The organism is Dokdonella sp., assembly GCF_049593775.1.
In the GTDB taxonomy this organism is placed as follows: Bacteria; Pseudomonadota; Gammaproteobacteria; order Xanthomonadales; family Rhodanobacteraceae; genus Dokdonella.
Genome location: NZ_JBAWHJ010000477.1, coordinates 1 through 15,098 on the forward strand (window position 1 = coordinate 1; position 15,098 = coordinate 15,098).

Annotated in this window: 17 protein-coding genes and 1 pseudogene; 8 read left to right on the forward strand and 10 right to left on the reverse strand. The window is 61.7% G+C overall.

Annotation, left to right across the window (positions count from 1 at the left end):
- A pseudogene (locus tag WBP53_RS16325) lies at positions 1–337 on the reverse strand (hypothetical protein); the annotation flags it as partial.
- Positions 334–1,023 (reverse strand): ABC transporter ATP-binding protein, encoded by a 690-nt coding sequence (locus WBP53_RS16330; RefSeq protein ID WP_423930811.1) that lies wholly within the window; start codon positions 1,021–1,023, stop codon positions 334–336. The pseudogene WBP53_RS16325 and the gene WBP53_RS16330, both read right to left, overlap by 4 nt.
- Here WBP53_RS16330 and WBP53_RS16335 point away from each other — a divergent pair.
- Entirely contained in the window at positions 1,022–1,654 is a 633-nt protein-coding gene (locus WBP53_RS16335) for an arylesterase (RefSeq protein ID WP_423930812.1), read from the forward strand. The two genes, WBP53_RS16330 and WBP53_RS16335, sit on opposite strands and share 2 nt — an antisense overlap.
- A gap of 35 nt (positions 1,655–1,689) precedes the next feature.
- Here WBP53_RS16335 and WBP53_RS16340 read toward each other — a convergent pair whose 3' ends face one another.
- Genes WBP53_RS16340 through WBP53_RS16350 form a run of 3 tightly spaced genes read right to left on the reverse strand, consistent with a single transcriptional unit; the run spans position 1,690 to position 4,260 of the window.
- Positions 1,690–2,262, reverse strand: a complete 573-nt coding sequence (locus WBP53_RS16340) for a response regulator transcription factor (protein ID WP_423930813.1) — start codon at positions 2,260–2,262, stop codon at positions 1,690–1,692.
- Entirely contained in the window at positions 2,243–3,589 is a 1,347-nt protein-coding gene (locus tag WBP53_RS16345) for an ATP-binding protein (RefSeq protein WP_423930814.1), read from the reverse strand. Before WBP53_RS16345 ends, WBP53_RS16340 begins: the two co-directional genes overlap by 20 nt.
- 23 nt (positions 3,590–3,612) lie before the next feature.
- A complete protein-coding gene (locus WBP53_RS16350; RefSeq protein ID WP_423930815.1) occupies positions 3,613–4,260 on the reverse strand; it encodes a phosphatase PAP2 family protein in 648 nt (215 codons plus the stop codon).
- Between the two features lie 271 nt (positions 4,261–4,531).
- Here WBP53_RS16350 and WBP53_RS16355 point away from each other — a divergent pair, with 271 nt between their 5' ends.
- The 6 genes from WBP53_RS16355 to WBP53_RS16380 all read left to right on the forward strand — a co-directional run bounded on the left by WBP53_RS16355 (position 4,532) and on the right by WBP53_RS16380 (position 9,140).
- On the forward strand, positions 4,532–4,903 hold the full coding sequence (locus WBP53_RS16355; protein WP_423930816.1) for a diacylglycerol kinase: 372 nt from the start codon (positions 4,532–4,534) through the stop codon (positions 4,901–4,903).
- Between the two features lie 19 nt (positions 4,904–4,922).
- On the forward strand, positions 4,923–5,648 hold the full coding sequence (locus tag WBP53_RS16360; protein WP_423930817.1) for a TerC family protein: 726 nt from the start codon (positions 4,923–4,925) through the stop codon (positions 5,646–5,648).
- A 95-nt stretch (positions 5,649–5,743) separates the two neighbouring features.
- Positions 5,744–6,940 carry a class I SAM-dependent rRNA methyltransferase gene (locus WBP53_RS16365; RefSeq protein ID WP_423930837.1) on the forward strand — a complete coding sequence of 399 codons (1,197 nt, stop codon included), beginning with the start codon at positions 5,744–5,746 and terminating at the stop codon, positions 6,938–6,940.
- Between the two features lie 42 nt (positions 6,941–6,982).
- Positions 6,983–7,870, forward strand: coding sequence for a prolipoprotein diacylglyceryl transferase (lgt, locus tag WBP53_RS16370; protein WP_423930818.1), 888 nt, complete (start codon positions 6,983–6,985; stop codon positions 7,868–7,870).
- Positions 7,867–8,661, forward strand: a complete 795-nt coding sequence (locus tag WBP53_RS16375) for a thymidylate synthase (protein WP_423930819.1) — start codon at positions 7,867–7,869, stop codon at positions 8,659–8,661. The genes lgt and WBP53_RS16375 overlap by 4 nt, the downstream gene beginning before the upstream one ends.
- Entirely contained in the window at positions 8,661–9,140 is a 480-nt protein-coding gene (locus tag WBP53_RS16380) for a dihydrofolate reductase (RefSeq protein WP_423930838.1), read from the forward strand. Before WBP53_RS16375 ends, WBP53_RS16380 begins: the two co-directional genes overlap by 1 nt.
- A gap of 9 nt (positions 9,141–9,149) precedes the next feature.
- Here WBP53_RS16380 and WBP53_RS16385 read toward each other — a convergent pair whose 3' ends face one another.
- From WBP53_RS16385 to rsmA, 3 genes are all read right to left on the reverse strand, one after another.
- The gene (locus tag WBP53_RS16385; protein WP_423930820.1) at positions 9,150–9,998 is read right to left on the reverse strand and encodes a symmetrical bis(5'-nucleosyl)-tetraphosphatase; all 849 of its coding nucleotides are present in this window, start codon (positions 9,996–9,998) and stop codon (positions 9,150–9,152) included.
- A gap of 56 nt (positions 9,999–10,054) precedes the next feature.
- The gene (apaG, locus tag WBP53_RS16390; RefSeq protein ID WP_423930821.1) at positions 10,055–10,438 is read right to left on the reverse strand and encodes a Co2+/Mg2+ efflux protein ApaG; all 384 of its coding nucleotides are present in this window, start codon (positions 10,436–10,438) and stop codon (positions 10,055–10,057) included.
- An 84-nt stretch (positions 10,439–10,522) separates the two neighbouring features.
- Positions 10,523–11,371, reverse strand: a complete 849-nt coding sequence (rsmA, locus tag WBP53_RS16395) for a 16S rRNA (adenine(1518)-N(6)/adenine(1519)-N(6))-dimethyltransferase RsmA (protein ID WP_423930822.1) — start codon at positions 11,369–11,371, stop codon at positions 10,523–10,525.
- Between the two features lie 208 nt (positions 11,372–11,579).
- Here rsmA and WBP53_RS16400 point away from each other — a divergent pair, with 208 nt between their 5' ends.
- Positions 11,580–12,464, forward strand: coding sequence for a DMT family transporter (locus tag WBP53_RS16400; protein ID WP_423930823.1), 885 nt, complete (start codon positions 11,580–11,582; stop codon positions 12,462–12,464).
- A 267-nt stretch (positions 12,465–12,731) separates the two neighbouring features.
- Here the strand turns inward: WBP53_RS16400 and pdxA are convergent, their stop codons facing one another.
- Both pdxA and WBP53_RS16410 read right to left on the reverse strand, forming a co-directional pair.
- Complete coding sequence (pdxA, locus tag WBP53_RS16405) at positions 12,732–13,721, reverse strand: 4-hydroxythreonine-4-phosphate dehydrogenase PdxA (protein WP_423930824.1); 990 nt, start codon at positions 13,719–13,721, stop codon at positions 12,732–12,734.
- Positions 13,699–15,012: a peptidylprolyl isomerase gene (locus WBP53_RS16410; protein ID WP_423930825.1), complete on the reverse strand. Its 1,314-nt coding sequence runs from the start codon at positions 15,010–15,012 to the stop codon at positions 13,699–13,701. Before WBP53_RS16410 ends, pdxA begins: the two co-directional genes overlap by 23 nt.
- Positions 15,013–15,098 lie beyond the last annotated feature (86 nt).

The following is a 15,098-nucleotide window of genomic DNA, read 5'->3' on the forward strand; positions in this document are numbered from 1 at the left end:
GGAAATTGCTGTCGACAGCACGCACTTCGCTGAACTGGCTGTTCTCGCCAGCAAACACGACGCTGGAGAATTCGACACTGCGACTGCTGCGCAAGCCCAGGCTGTCGGCCTGGCTGCTGAACGTATCAGGCAGGTCCGTACGTCGCGCGCTGACGCCAAGATCCCCACCCAGAAGATCGGAAGCGGAAGCCAGGATTGCGTTTTCGACCCGGGTAGCCAGAGTGCCGACGGCAGCCAGCGCAGCAACCGCCAGGACCAGGGCTGCGGCCAGCGTGGCCAGTTCGCCCTGCCGAAACTCCCTGCGCAGGCTGCGCGCGGCAAAGCTCAACGGTTTCACGATTCATCCTCGATGACGCGGCCATCGCGCAGGCGCAAGGTGCGGCCGCAGCGGGAGGCAAGGCCGAGATCATGACTGACCAGGACAAGCGTGGTCTGGTGCTCGCGATTGAGTTCGAACAGCAAATCGCTCACTGCAGCGCCGGTGCGCTGGTCGAGGTTGCCTGTCGGTTCGTCAGCGAAAAGCAGCTGCGGCCCGTGCACGAATGCGCGCGCGAGTGCGACACGCTGCTGCTCGCCACCCGAGAGCTGATGCGGATAGTGATGCAGACGTTTGCCAAGGCCGACATCGGCGAGCACGCTGGCGGCGCGTTCACGTGCGTCGTCCCGGCCTTCCAGCTCCAGCGGCAGCATGACGTTTTCTTCGGCATTGAGCGCCGGCAGCAGATGGAACGACTGGAACACGAAGCCAACCATGCGCCGTCGCACGCGGGCACGCGCTTCCTCGTCCAGGGCATTCAGCGATTCACCGGCCAGCACCACCGTACCGCTGCTGGGTCGATCAAGCCCGGCCAACAGGCCGAGCAGGGTCGTCTTGCCAGAGCCGGAAGCACCAACGATGGCCAGGCTGTCACCCCGATCGACAGCAAGACTGACTTCGTCAAGGATGACCAGACGCCCGTCGGGCCCATCGACTGCTTTGCTAAGCTTGTCGGCACTGAGCACTGTCGTGGATTCGTTATTCATGTTGCGCAACATCCTTCTCTTGCTGTTCGTGGTATTGCATTCGTCATCGTTGCTGGCTGATTCGCCGGCGCGGCCGGTTCTCGTGCTGGGCGATTCACTTTCCGCCGCCTATGGCATCAATACCGATCAGGGATGGGTCACCCTGTTGCGTGACCGCCTGCAACAGGCTCAACCCGAACGCGGGGTGGTCAATGCATCGATCAGCGGTGAAACGACCGCGGGTGGACTGGCGCGGCTGGAGAACCTGCTGACTGAGCACAAGCCCGCCCTCATTGTTGTCGAATTGGGTGCCAACGATGCGTTGCGAGGCCTTCCGCTATCCGCGCCGCGTGAAAACCTGAGCCGCATCCTTCAGCTCAGCAGTGACGCAGATGCCCGGGTCCTGCTGGTCGGAACGGAGATTCCGATCAACTATGGGCCGCAGTATCGCGATGGCCTGCGTTCCATGTATCGGGATTTATCGGAAGAATTCAACGTGCCATTGGTCCCGTTCCTGCTCGAAGGCGTGGCCCTGGACCCGGCCCGGATGCAGGACGACGGCCTGCATCCCACCGCTGAGGCCCAGCCGGACCTGCTCGAAAACGTATGGCCAGCGCTGGAAAAGACGCTGAATGACCTGGTCGCCCAATAGGGCAGTAAGGACCTCAAGCAAGCCCCGGTGTGACTTCAGCGTGGTGCGTTTTCGCGGACGGGACGCTTGGCAAGCTTGCGTTGCAAGGTGCGTCGGTGCAATCCGAGTCTCCGGGCGGCCTCTGAAATATTGCCATCGCATTCAGCCAGGACGCGCTGGATATGTTCCCATTCCAGGCGTTTCAACGGAGGCGGTGCGTTTGGCAGCAGGTCCGAATCCGCGCTGGATTCGGAAGCATGCCCTAGCAGGGCCTGGACAACCTGGTCGGCATCCACCGGTTTGGCCAGATAATCGTGCGCGCCCCGCTTGATCGCCTCCACTGCCGTCGCAATCGATGCGTAGCCCGTCAGCAGCAAAATGCGCAGTCCTGGCCGAGCCGCCATCAATCGGGGAATCAGCGCCAGTCCGTTTTCCGCGCCGAGCTTGAGATCAAGCACGACAAAGCGTGGCTGAAATTCCGCGCATCGGGCCAGCGCCTGGGTGCTGTCGAGCGCAGTGCTGACTTCGAAGCCACGCGTGCCCAACGCCCTGCCAAGTACCTGGACGAAGACGGCGTCGTCATCGACCAGCAAGACGCGACCGGCGGGTTCACTGTTCATTGGACACATTCTCCAGTGCGGCGAGGGGTAGACGCAAACGTTGGCGGATTCCGCCATCTTCCACGGTTTCGGCACTGAGCGTGCCACCAAAGCGCTCGGCCGTGGCATTTGCCAGCGCCAGTCCGAGTCCGAGGCCATCGCGCTTGGTCGATTCGAAGCGCAATCCCGGCCTTCGCTTCAGCGCCGTCTGCATGCCGACACCAAAATCGCGGACCTTCAGTTCAAGTATCTGGTCGTTGCCACCAACTTCAAGCTCGACGCGGGACTCACCATTTGCCAGCGATGCATCGGCGGCGTTGTTGAGCAGGTTGATCAGGGCGTGCTGCAGGGCGGGCACCACGGAAATGCGCCGCTCGCCAGTGGACTCATCGACATCGAAGCGGACTTCGATCTCGGGTCGCAGCAGATTGATCGACTGCCTGGCGGCGTCGGCGAATTCAAGCACGCTCATCGATTCGGCAACGCCGGCCAACTGGTTGCTGCCGATCTTGACCAGATCCTTGAGGATGTCGCGGCAGCGATCTGCCTGGCCGGCCAGCAGGCCGATATCGGCAGACAGCGTGGCATCCGCGACGTGCTCGCGACCCAGTTCGCCGAGCAGGGTGCGAATCGTGGATAGCGGTGTATTGAGCTCGTGGGCAGTACTTGCAGCCTGGGTCGCGATGGCAAGGATGCCTTCGTCGCGCAGCGTCCGCTCACGTTCCAGCTCGGCTTCTGCCTGTTGCGCACGCAGCGCGCGCGCCAGGCGTGCGATGAAAAAGCCCAGCATGCCAGCAGTGATCGCGAAACTGATGGCCATGCCAGTCAGGTGCAAGTTGAATCCACTCAGCAGCCGGCCGCCACGCATTTCCGGCAACGGGACTTCGAAGAACATCAGCAACAGGTAAGTCGCAGTGGAAAGTGCCGCGACCATGGCGACCGAGCGCAGCGGCAGGGCCGTGGCCGCCAGTGTGATCGGCATTACCAGCAGGAACACGAACGGATTGCTCGCGCCGCCGGTCAGGTATAGCAGGTAGCCGAGCACAAGTGTGTCGACGGCGATATGTGCGACTGGCTGCATTGCCCCGATAGGTTTCGGCTGACGCAATCGCCAGAACGCAAAAAGACAAAAAAGCGCCAGTACGCCAATGCCTGCGAACAATGGCGCCACGGCGATCGGCAAGCCCAGGACCTGTGAGACGAACAGGACAGTCAGGGCCTGGCCCGCAATGGCGCAAAGCCGCAACCACGCCAGTGTGGCAACCAGTTGACGCGGGCCGTGCGGCCAGCTGCGCCCGCTTTGCGAGCTCAGTGGATTGATGGCGGGCATCAGGAATGTGTCATCAGTATCGGGCATCGTCTTGCAGCAGGAGCGGATGCCTAAGCCGGATGACTCCTGGGCTGCCAGCGCTGCATGAGTGGATTCAGGAGCAAGGCCACGCACGCCGCAATCAGCGCGGATGCGGCGACATCCGACAGGAAGTGCCGGAGCATGTCGAGACGGGCTGCGGCTACGAATACTGGAATGGCGACCAGGGTGGCTCGCTGCCATGCCTTGGGAGCGGCAGCGGCCAGTGGCAGGAACAGGCCGAAATAAAAGGAGGCGTGACCGGACGGAAAGGAGCCGCCGCCCACGAACCACAGGCTGGTCCAGTCCCCCGATTCAAAGAATTCCGTGGGCCGCAGTCGGCCAAATCCGTTCTTGCCCAGCATCATCAGGCCGATCGTCAGGGCCTGTGTCATCCCGGCCACGAGCAGGGCGGGCGCCAGCCCGCGTGGCAGGCGGATGAAAGCGGCAAACACGATGCCGAGCAGGCCAAGCGGAATCAGTACTGCCGCCGCCAGCCAGTACGAGACGCGCAAGCCGAGCAGCATGTCCAGCACACCCAGGCCAGCAGTGAAGAATTTTGCATTGGCCAGGCCCGAATCACGGATCCAGTGTGCCAGTGGAAAATCCAGCAGCAGCAAACCCGATGCAAGCAGGCTCGCAGCGATCAGGGCGGCAATCAGCAGAAAACGTCGATTCATCGGTACTCCTGAGCGAAATCGCCGGCGGCTCACGGGCTGCCCCACTGCTGCAGGCAGCCCACTCGCAGCTTTATGGCATCATAGCGCGCTGATTTTCCAGACCTTTGGACAAACGATGGCAACGCAGGAATGAATCCGGCAGTTTCGTATCGCCAGTTTCTGGACGAGGGTGAATCTCCCATGCTCCACTGTTCGATGCAACGAGTTTTTCCCCCCGCTCCGGATAACGGACGTGCCGAAGTCGACCTGCCATCCTCGAGCGAGTGCCTTCATGCCGAGTACTGAGCCGCGTGGTCCGCGCCAGATTGCACGCGCCATGGTCTGGTCGATCAAGGGTTTGCGCGCAGCCTGGACGCACGAAGCCTCGTTTCGCCTGGAGGTCTACCTCTCGCTCTTCCTGTTTCCGGCAGGGCTCTGGTTGGGCCAGGGTGCCGTCGAAAAATCGGTTTTGTGTGGAAGCCTGGTCCTGGTGCTGTCGGCGGAGCTGCTCAATTCCGCAGTCGAGGCCGTGGTCGACAAGGTCAGTCCCGAGTTTCACGAACTGGCTGGTCGCGCCAAGGACATGGGATCGGCGGCGGTCATGTTGCTCATGCTCAACGTCATGCTGTGTTGGGGACTCATCCTCTGGCAGCGGTTTTCCTGAACTCGGCGTGGAATAGATGGTGGAACTTCTCGCTGATCCCCACTTCTGGGCCGCCCTGTTCACTCTTGCCGCCCTGGAGATCGTCCTCGGCGTCGACAACCTCGTGTTTGTCTCCATAGCGGTCAGTCGGCTGGCTCCCGAGCAACGCCCGCTGGCGCGCAAGGTCGGCCTGGGGTTCGCCTGCCTGACACGCATTGCGCTGCTGCTCTTCCTGTCCTTCCTTGCCGGCCTCGACGACAAGCGCATGGGCCTTTTTGAATTCAACGATCAGATTTTTTCCCTGCGCGACCTGATCCTGATTGGCGGTGGCCTGTTTCTGCTGGTCAAGGCAGTCATGGAGATTCACCAGGAAGTCGAGGGCGCGCGCAATGACAGTGTCGAAGGCCGCGTGTTCGCCTCATTCACCTTCGTCATCGTGCAGATCGCGATCATCGACATCGTCTTTTCCCTCGATTCGGTGATCACCGCGATCGGCATGGTCAACGAGATCGTGGTCATGGTTGCCGCAATCATCCTGGCCGTGGCCGTGATGATCTTTGCCTCCAACCCGGTCGGTGACTTCATCGATCGACATCCAACCCTGCGCATGCTCGCGCTTGCCTTCCTGATTCTGGTCGGCGTCGTGCTTATCGCGGATGGTCTCGAACTGCATATTCCGCGCGGCTACGTATATTTCGCCATGGGTTTCTCGATCGCCGTCGAAGCCCTGAATCTGTGGGCACGCAAGCGTGCCCGCAATGCCTGAAGTGTCTGGTTCATGCAGCGTGCCAGTCGTGCTGCGCACCACCGCGTACACTATCGGCCTGATTCCAATCCAGGATTGCCAACGTGTCTGACGAGATCCAGCTCCCCGCGCTGTATTTGAAGCGCGGTGAAGATACGCGCTTGCGTGGGGGACATCTCTGGGTGTTCTCCAACGAAGTCGATGTGCAACGCTCGCCGCTGTCAGGCTTCGAGGTCGGCCAGGCCTGCGCAATTGTAGACAGTCGCGACAAACCCATCGGCGTCGGCTATGTCAATCCGAATTCGCTGATCTGCGCGCGCCTGGTCAATCGTGGCCTTGAACACGCCCTGGACAAGTCCCTGATCGTGCACCGGCTGAAGGTTGCCCTGGCCCTGCGCGAGCGTCTGTTCGGCGAGCCTTACTATCGCCTCGTGTTCGGTGAATCGGATGGCCTCCCCGGACTCACGGTTGATCGCTTCGGTGACGTCATCGTGGCGCAGACCACCACGGCCGGCATGGAGCGCATGATCGAGGCGATCACCGAGGCCATCGTCAAGGTCATCAAGCCGCGCCAGTTGTGGTGGAAGAACGATTCATCGGCACGTTCGATGGAGGGTCTGCCGGAATACGCCGACCTTGGCGTCGGCGAGCCGGCCAGCGAACCCATGATCGTGCGCGAGGCCGGGCTGGAATTCGAATGCGACCCGGTCGGCGGCCAGAAGACCGGCTGGTTCTACGACCAGCGTGGCAATCGCGATTGCCTGGAACACCTGGTCAAGGGCAAGCGCGTGCTCGACATGTTCAGCTACCTCGGTGGCTGGGGCTTGCGTGCCGCGGCCTACGGAGCCGGCGAGGTCGTCTGTGTCGATGCCTCGCAGCCCGCAGTCGACCTGATCACGCGCAACATCGAGCGCAACGGGCTCGCTGATCGTGTGTCGGCCGTGCGTGCCGATGCATTCGACTATCTGAAGGCGCTGCGCGAGCAGCGCGAGCGCTTCGATGTTGTCATCCTCGATCCACCCGCCTTCGTGAAGCGCAAGAAGGATCTGGCGGAAGGCCGTATCGCCTATCGACGCCTGAACGAGCTTGGCATGCAGGCACTCGAGCGCGACGGCATCCTGATCACCTGCTCATGCTCGTACCACATGCCACGCACGGTGCTGCTCGACGGTGTGCAGCAAGGTGCACGCCATCTTGATCGTCAGGCGCAGCTGCTCTGGAATTTGCAGCAGGGTCCGGATCATCCGATCCATCCCGCCATTGTCGAAACCGAGTATCTGAAGGGATTTGTGCTGCGAATCCTGCCGGCCTGATAATGCATTGATGACCTTGCGATCTTTCACCCAGAAGAACCCATGCACTTTTTCGTAGATTTCGATCCCATCGCGTTCTCCATTGGTCCGCTGGCCGTGCACTGGTACGGCATCATGTACCTCGTGGCGTTCGGCTCGTTCTGGTTTCTGGGTGAGCGGCGACGGCGGATGGGGCGTCTGCCGGTCGGGCCGACCGCATTCTCCGATCTCGTCTTCTATGGAGCCATCGGTGTGATCCTCGGTGGCCGCGTCGGCTACATGCTGTTCTATGGAACAGCCGACCTGATCGCCAATCCATTGTCCCTTTTCCGTATCTGGGAAGGTGGCATGTCATTCCATGGCGGGCTGCTCGGTGTATTCGCAGCCATGTGGCTATGGGCGCGGCGCAATGGTCTGCATTTCTTCGACGTCATGGATTTCGTCGCACCGCTGGTGCCGATCGGACTTGGCGTTGGACGCCTTGGCAATTTTGTCGGTGGCGAGTTGTGGGGACGACACACCGATGCGGCCTGGGGAATGATCTTTCCGCGCGCCATCGAGACCGCCGGCCACAGCTTCGAGCAACTGAAGGCGATGGCCGCAGCCGGTCAGCTGGATCATGAAGCCCGTCATCCTTCGCAGCTGTATCAGATGGCGCTGGAGGGTGTCCTGCTGTTCTGTGTGCTGTACGTGGTTTCGATGAAGCCGCGGCCGCGCTACCTGATCTCGGGCTTGTTCGCCCTGCTCTACGGAATTTTCCGCTTCGGCGTGGAGTTCGTGCGCGAGCCTGATGCACAGCTCGGCACTCTTGCCTGGGGCTGGCTGACCATGGGGCAAATACTCTCGCTGCCATTGATTGCGATTGGCCTGGTCTGGATCCTGATGTCGCGTCGCTCACCAACGCTGCAGCCTCGCGTGGTCAACGATCCGCCCAGGGAGGTCAGGGAATGAAGCAGTACCTCGACCTGCTCCGGCATGTGCTCGAGCAGGGCACGCCGAAGGCCGATCGCACCGGGACCGGTACACATTCGGTGTTCGGCTGGCAGATGCGTTTCGACCTGGCCCGCGGATTTCCGCTGGTCACCACCAAGAAGCTCCATCTGCGTTCGATCATCCACGAGCTGATCTGGTTTCTGCAGGGCGACACCAATATTGGCTATCTCAAGGACAACGGCGTCGGCATCTGGGACGAGTGGGCCGATGCCAACGGCAATCTCGGACCGGTCTATGGAAAACAGTGGCGCTCCTGGCAATGTCCGGACGGGCGCAGCATCGATCAGATTTCCTGGCTGATAGACGAGATCCGGCGCAACCCCGATTCGCGGCGGCTGGTGGTCAGCGCATGGAACGTGGCCGAGCTCGACGCCATGGCCTTGCAGCCATGTCACACGATGTTCCAGTTCCATGTGGCCGACGGCAAGCTGTCCTGCCAGCTCTACCAGCGATCCGGTGATATTTTCCTCGGAGTGCCGTTCAACATTGCCAGCTACGCGCTGCTGACCCACATGGTCGCGCAGGTATGCGGCCTGAAGGTCGGTGATTTCGTGCATACGCTCGGCGATGCACACCTGTATCTGAATCACTTCGAGCAGGCGCGCGAGCAGTTGTCGCGAACCCCGCACGCCTTGCCGACCCTGAATCTCAATCCCGACGTGACATCCGTGTTCGATTTTCGTTTCGAGGACATCACGATCGAGAACTACGTTTCCGACAAGGCCATCAAGGCGCCGGTGGCCGTGTGATTGCACTGATTGCGGCACTGGATCAGGGCCTCGCCATCGGTCGCGATGGCACCATGCCCTGGCATCTACCCGATGATCTCAAGCGCTTCAAGCGACTCACTCTCGGCACGTCGGTACTGATGGGGCGCAAGACCGCGTTGTCGATCGGGCGCGCCTTGCCTGGCCGCGAGAACCTCGTGATGTCGCGCAGCGGCGTGGCGCCCTACGAGGGCCAGGTCGTGGTTGATTCGCTGGATGCTGCCATCGAGCGGGCAGGCGTCAACGACCTGATGGTGATTGGCGGCGGCGAGATCTACGCCCTCGCCATCCAGCGTGCCGAGAGAATGTACCTGACCTGGGTCGATACCCGGGCCGAATCGGCAGATACCTGGTTTCCCGAATTCGAGCAGTCACGCTGGACCATCGTATCGGAGCAGCACCACGCGGTAGATGACAAGCACGCCTTGCCGTTTCGATTCACGGACTACACGCGCACCTGAGTTCGGTCGTTATTCGATGAACTTGCCAGCCGGAGTCGGCCGGTCGGACTTGAGCACGACAAACTGGGGATCCTCGATATCGAGACGCAGGGCGGTCAATGCACCGCCCCACACGCAACCGGTGTCGATTGCGTAGATGCCCAGGCCGGCGAACCGGCCCAGGGTCGACCAGTGGCCGCAAACGATGCGCAAGTCGCGTCGCGCGTGGCCGGGGACCGAGAACCATGGATAGTGTCCTGGGCGCTGGGTGCCGGGCATGCCCTTTTCAGAGAACGCGATGCGCCCGCGCACATCGCAGTAGCGCATCCGCGTGAACACGTTGATGCCGGCGCGCAGGCGTTCGATGCCGCGCAAGCGGTTCGACCATGTATCCGGCTTGTTGCCGAACATCTGCTTGAGCAGTCGCTGGTAGTCGTCGGCGCGAAGTCGCGATTCGATTTCGCGCGCGACACTTTCGGCTCGCGAAACATCCCAGCTTGGCGCGAGTCCTGCGTGCACCATCATCATGCCGAGATTGCGATCGGTGTGCAGCAACGGGCGATGACGCAACCAGTCGAGCAATTCGCGGCGGTCCGGTGCGAACAGCACCGTGCGCAATTCGGGATTGACCTTGGCCTGTTCCTGCTCGCTGCGCACGCTGACGGCGAGCAGTGACAAATCGTGATTGCCCAGCGTGACCACGGTGTTTTCGTTGAGTGACTTGACCAGGCGGAGCACTTCCAGAGATTGCCCGCCGCGATTGACCAGGTCACCACAAAACCACAAGGCATCCCGAGCCGGATCGTAGTTGATCTTCTCGATCAGCCTGGCCAGCTCGTCGTAGCAGCCCTGGATGTCGCCAATGGCCCAGACTGCCATGTCAGTTCTGCGCGCTCATCGGTTCATCGCGCCGGAACCACATCTGCGGCAGGCCACTAGTGGAGCGTCCGCGGTATGGACAGGACAAATGACGGAATGTCGGCGTCGAAACGCGTGCCGTCCTCGGCCAGCATCTGATAGCTGCCATGCATGGTTCCAACCGATGTCTCGAGTATCGCTCCCGATGTGTACTCGTAGCCCTCGCCAGGTCCCATCGACGGCTGCTCGCCGACCACGCCGTCGCCACGGACTTCGCGGATACCACCATTGCCATCGGTGATGATCCAGTGGCGGCTGATAAGCCGCGCGGCAAGTGTTCCGCGATTGTGGATCGTGATGGTGTAGGCGAATACGTAGTGGTCTTCCAGCGGCCTGGATTGCTCGTCGATGAACTGGGCCTCGACGGAAACGGCGATATCGTGGGATTTTTTCAAGGTCATGGTACTGATTGTCGGGGAGTGGCTGGCCGTCGGCAAGCCGGGAGCCGAAATTCGGCCCGTGAGACGCACACCCGCCACCTCCAATCAGGACGGCGTCGGTGTCGATTTCTGGGCCAGATGCCGGGCCAGGGCGACAAATGCCTGGGGCGCAAGCTGTTCCGCGCGAGCGCGTGGATCGATTTCAACGCTACGCATGTCATCAGCGCTGGCAAGGCCGTCGAGTGAATTCGACAGCGTTTTCCGGCGCTGACCGAAGGCAGCCCGAACCAGGCGCGCGATACAGTCCATGTGCGCGACGGGGCGATCCTCGCGCGGCAATGGAGTGAGACCCACGATCGCCGAGTCGACTTTCGGCGGCGGGCGAAATGATTCGGGTGGAACCGGCAGCAGCGCCTCGACCTTGCAGGCGAGCTGCAGCATGACGCTGAGGCGCCCATAGACCTTGCTGCCCGGCGCTGCCGCCATGCGTTCGACGACCTCTTTCTGCAGCATGAAATACATGTCGGAGATGACGTCGAGGTGTTCGATGCAGTGGAACAGGATCGGCGATGAAATGTTGTACGGAAGATTGCCGACGACGCGGAGCTTCTCGCTGCCGGCCAGGGCCGAGAGATCGACATTGAGCACATCGGCGTTGATGATCTCGACTTCGCCAACCCCCGCACATTTCGCGGCGATGCGCGGCACCAGGTCGCGATCAAGCTCGATCACTGTCAACTTGCCAGCCTTGCGCAACATCGGCAGGGTGATCGCGCCTTCACCCGGCCCGATTTCGACAATACGCTGTCCGGGCAGGGGATTGATCGCTTGCACGATGCGCGAAATGATCTGCTCGTCGCACAGGAAGTGCTGGCCGAAACGCTTTCGCGTGACGTGCGCTGAGTCCAGGGATGTCGGGCTTGAGTATCGAGTCACGGGTTCATGATCAGCCATGCAGGCCAAGGTGGATTTCGCCACCGTGCCGGGGTCTACAGCATGCCGGATTCCCGGCGGTTCTGCTGGACAACCGTGCGAAGTCGCGCCAACCGATATCGAATCGATGCGCCCGGGTTTACCATGTGCGCCTGCGTGCGGGTGTGGGCCCGGCTTCCCCGCGCAAGCCACCTGACGCTGCTGCCGCCCTTCCCCCGGATCCGTAGTCATGTCCACTTCGTCGTTGATTCGCCTGATCCTGCTCGGAATGATCTGGGGTGCATCATTTCTCTTCCAGCGCATTACGGTTCCCGAGGTTGGCGCCGGTTTCACCGCGGCAGTTCGCCTTGCCCTGGCGGCGACCATGCTGGTCATCCTGCTGCGCATCCTCGGACGCTCGCTCGACTTGCGCAGGCGCTGGAAAGACTGGCTGTTGCTCGGCACGATGAGTGCCGCGATTCCATTCCTGTGTTTCGCCTATGCGGCACGCAGCCTGCCTGCTGGTTACATGGCCGTGATCAATGCCACCGTGCCACTGTTTACCGTACTCATGCTCTGGGCAGGATCGCGTTCCCGTCCTTCCTGGTCGAAGCGAATCGGCGTGGTGGTGGGATTGGTCGGCGTGGCGGTGATGGCCCGTTACGGCAGTATTGGTCTCAATACCCAGACCATTGTTGCATTCGGACTGTGTTTCATCGCGTCCGCGCTGTATGCCTATAGCTCGATATTCATTCGCCAGCACCATGCGGACATGAATCCGCTGGTCCTCGCCGGCTCCAGCCAACTCGGCGCTGCCGTGGCGATTCTGCCGTTGGGATTGTGGAGTCTGCCGACCGTCATGCCTTCGACGTCGGTGATCCTGTCGTTGCTTGTACTCGGGCTGGTGTGCACGGGCCTGGCGTACATCCTTTATTTCCGATTGCTCAGTGACATCGGCAGTGAGAAGGCCGTGACCAATACGTTCCTTGTGCCGGTCTTTGCGCAACTCTGGGGTGCGTTGTTCCTGCAGGAGCATCTCTCACTGGCCGGTGCAATCGGGTTTGCCCTGGTCTTGCTGGCGGTTGCGCTGGTGCTGGAAATCAAGCCTTGGCGGCGGGCTCCTCGGGTGGTTTGAGAAGGCATATGCGAGGTCTTGGCGTAGTGGTCCAGCAGACTTTGCAGGCCAGCCAGTTCCAAAGGGCTTTCGATCGCCTGCGGCGCGCGAGTTACTTCTCTTTGCGTGGCCACCAAATCGCAGGAGTGGCGTGTGGGTTTCCCAAGAGCTACGCCGCTTCGCGGCGCGGCATTCCTGCTTCTTTTCGCTCGCTGAAGAGGAGTGAAAACCCAACTCCACCAAACGAAAGCACGTGGCAATCCAGGCAAGTAAGCACTGGACGTCAACTCAGCGGCTGGCGACCAACTCCACCGCGAGTCTGATCGCAGCACGCAGGCTGCCTGCATCGGCGCGCCCGCTGCCGGCGAGATCCAGCGCAGTGCCATGGTCAACCGAGGTACGCACATACGGCAGGCCGAGGGTCACGTTCACGGCATGTCCGAATCCGGCGTGCTTGAGTACCGGGAGCCCCTGGTCGTGGTACATCGCGAGGACCGCATCGAAATGCTCGAGATGACGCGGCACGAAGGCCGTGTCGGCGGGCAGTGGCCCGACCAGGTTGAGGCCCTCACCGCGCAGTTGTTCGAGTGCGGGTTGGATAGTCTCGATTTCCTCGCGACCGAGATGGCCACCTTCGCCTGCGTGCGGATTCAGTCCGAGCACTGCGATCACAGGGGCCTCGATACCGAAGCGGCTGCGCAGGTCGTGGTCGAGGATACGCAGGATCCTGAGCAAGCCTTCCCGCGTGATCGCAGCAGGTACGGCTGACAGTGGCAGGTGAGTCGTGGCCAGGGCCACGCGCAGCTGGTCGGCGACCAGCATCATGACCACGTCGCTCGCGGCGCGTGCCGCGAAGAACTCGGTGTGTCCACTGAACGGGATGCCCGCATCGTTGATCACGCCCTTGTGCACGGGCGCGGTGACGATGGCGTCGAACGCGCCGTTGCCGGCCCCGGTCGCGGCAATGGCCAGCGTTTCCAGCACATACCGGGCATTGCCAGGTTCCAGCTGTCCGGCCTTTGAGGGCATGCCCAAGGCAACGTCAATGATGCGAAGTCGACCAGATCCGGATGACGCGTGGTGCCTGGCCAGATCGAATTGAATTCCGGCCTGGCTGGCGCGCTCCGCCATCAATGCGGAATTGGCAATGATGATCAGATCGGCGCCGAAATCTTCTTCGGCAAGGCTGGCGATCAGTTCAGGGCCGACCCCGGCCGGTTCACCGGCGGTCAGGGCCAACCGTGGTCGGCGTCGCTCAGCCGGATTGTCCGGAGCCATCGGTAGCTCCCGGCAGACGGATCTCGATATAGGCTTCGGCGCGAACCTGGCGCAGGAAGCTTTCGTATTCCTCTTCGGCCTTTCGGTTGCCCAGGGTCTGGCGGGCCTGTTCGCGATCAGCCTCGGCTGTCTTGTCCTCGGTGCGCTGGCCAAGCAGTTCCAGGATATGCCAGCCGGCATCACTCTGGAACGGCTCGCTGATCTGGCCCTGAGGTGTTGCCAGGACGGCATCGGCAACCTTGGTGCCCCAGGCGCCGATCTGGAACCAGCCCATGTCGCCGCCGATGTTGGCGGTATTCGAGTCGTTGGAGTATTCACGCGCCAACTCGCCGAAATTGCCTCCGGCAAGAATGCGTTCGCGCAGTTCGCGGACGGTCTTCTCGGCCTGCGCCGCGCTGACGATTTCGCTGATGCGAATCAGGATATGGCGGGCGTGGTATTCGGTGACCAGTTCGGCTTGAGGGGCGCGCTTGCCTATCAGCTTCACGATATGGAAGCCGTTCGGTCCGCGGATGGGTGCAGCGGTCTGTCCCGGCTGCAAGCGTTCTGCGATTTCCGTGAACGCCGGCGGTAGTTCGTCGTAGCTGCGCCAGCCGAGATTGCCGCCCTCCAGAGCATTTGGCGCGTCGGAATAGCGAATCGCGGCCGCGGAGAAGTCCATGCCGCCCTGAATCTGACGGGTGACATCCTCAGCCTTTGCCTGTGCAGTGGCGATCTGCTCGGGCGTGGCGCCATCGGGCAGGGTGATCTGGATGTGGCCAAGATCGAGCTCGCCGCGTTTCGCACCACCGGCCTTGAGCATGAGGTCGATCTCGGTGTCACTGATCTGCACGCGAGTCTGCACGATGCGCTGGCGCAGCTGGCGGATCAATGATTCGTCATAGACGTTCTGGCGGAACTGATCCCACGACATGCCCTGAGCCTCGATGGCCTGGCGCAACTGGCCAACCTGCAATTTGTTCTGCTGCGCGATCTGCGCCAGTGTGTCGTCGACTTCGGCATCGGAGATCTTGATGCCGGTGCTGTTGGCGCGCGCCACCTGCAACTCGTTCATGATCAGACGGTCGAGCACCTGCCGTTCGAGTTCGGCGCGGGGCGGCAATTGTTCCGGGTTCTTTGCGTACTGTGCCGTGATCGTGGCGACCTGACGATCCAGTTGGCTTCGCAGGATCACATCTTCGTCAACTACGGCGACGATGCCGTCCAGCGGCTGGCTGGGCATGAGCTGCGCCTGGGCCATCGGAATGGAGAGGACTAGAATCAGGGTCAGTAGGGCGAACAGCTTGTTCATGCGCATTGAAGTTCCGCTGGAGCCGGAAATAGGCTGGACTGGATTGTAGGGAGTCGCGAATGCATCGGCGTTAAGAATTGGTCCGC

What these genes read in the sequence shown, in the direction of transcription:
- WBP53_RS16350 (WP_423930815.1), bottom strand. Translation starts at nt 4,260, where the DNA reads ATGAATCGACGTTTTCTGCTGATTGCCGCCCTGATCGCTGCGAGCCTG.
- WBP53_RS16375 (WP_423930819.1), top strand. Translation starts at nt 7,867, where the DNA reads ATGAAGCAGTACCTCGACCTGCTCCGGCATGTGCTCGAGCAGGGCACG.
- WBP53_RS16335 (WP_423930812.1), top strand. Translation starts at nt 1,022, where the DNA reads ATGTTGCGCAACATCCTTCTCTTGCTGTTCGTGGTATTGCATTCGTCA.
- apaG (WP_423930821.1), bottom strand. Translation starts at nt 10,438, where the DNA reads ATGACCTTGAAAAAATCCCACGATATCGCCGTTTCCGTCGAGGCCCAG.
- WBP53_RS16345 (WP_423930814.1), bottom strand. Translation starts at nt 3,589, where the DNA reads ATGCCCGATACTGATGACACATTCCTGATGCCCGCCATCAATCCACTG.
- WBP53_RS16340 (WP_423930813.1), bottom strand. Translation starts at nt 2,262, where the DNA reads ATGTGTCCAATGAACAGTGAACCCGCCGGTCGCGTCTTGCTGGTCGAT.
- WBP53_RS16330 (WP_423930811.1), bottom strand. Translation starts at nt 1,023, where the DNA reads ATGAATAACGAATCCACGACAGTGCTCAGTGCCGACAAGCTTAGCAAA.
- WBP53_RS16385 (WP_423930820.1), bottom strand. Translation starts at nt 9,998, where the DNA reads ATGGCAGTCTGGGCCATTGGCGACATCCAGGGCTGCTACGACGAGCTG.
- WBP53_RS16355 (WP_423930816.1), top strand. Translation starts at nt 4,532, where the DNA reads ATGCCGAGTACTGAGCCGCGTGGTCCGCGCCAGATTGCACGCGCCATG.
- pdxA (WP_423930824.1), bottom strand. Translation starts at nt 13,721, where the DNA reads ATGGCTCCGGACAATCCGGCTGAGCGACGCCGACCACGGTTGGCCCTG.
- lgt (WP_423930818.1), top strand. Translation starts at nt 6,983, where the DNA reads ATGCACTTTTTCGTAGATTTCGATCCCATCGCGTTCTCCATTGGTCCG.
- rsmA (WP_423930822.1), bottom strand. Translation starts at nt 11,371, where the DNA reads ATGGCTGATCATGAACCCGTGACTCGATACTCAAGCCCGACATCCCTG.
- WBP53_RS16400 (WP_423930823.1), top strand. Translation starts at nt 11,580, where the DNA reads ATGTCCACTTCGTCGTTGATTCGCCTGATCCTGCTCGGAATGATCTGG.
- WBP53_RS16410 (WP_423930825.1), bottom strand. Translation starts at nt 15,012, where the DNA reads ATGAACAAGCTGTTCGCCCTACTGACCCTGATTCTAGTCCTCTCCATT.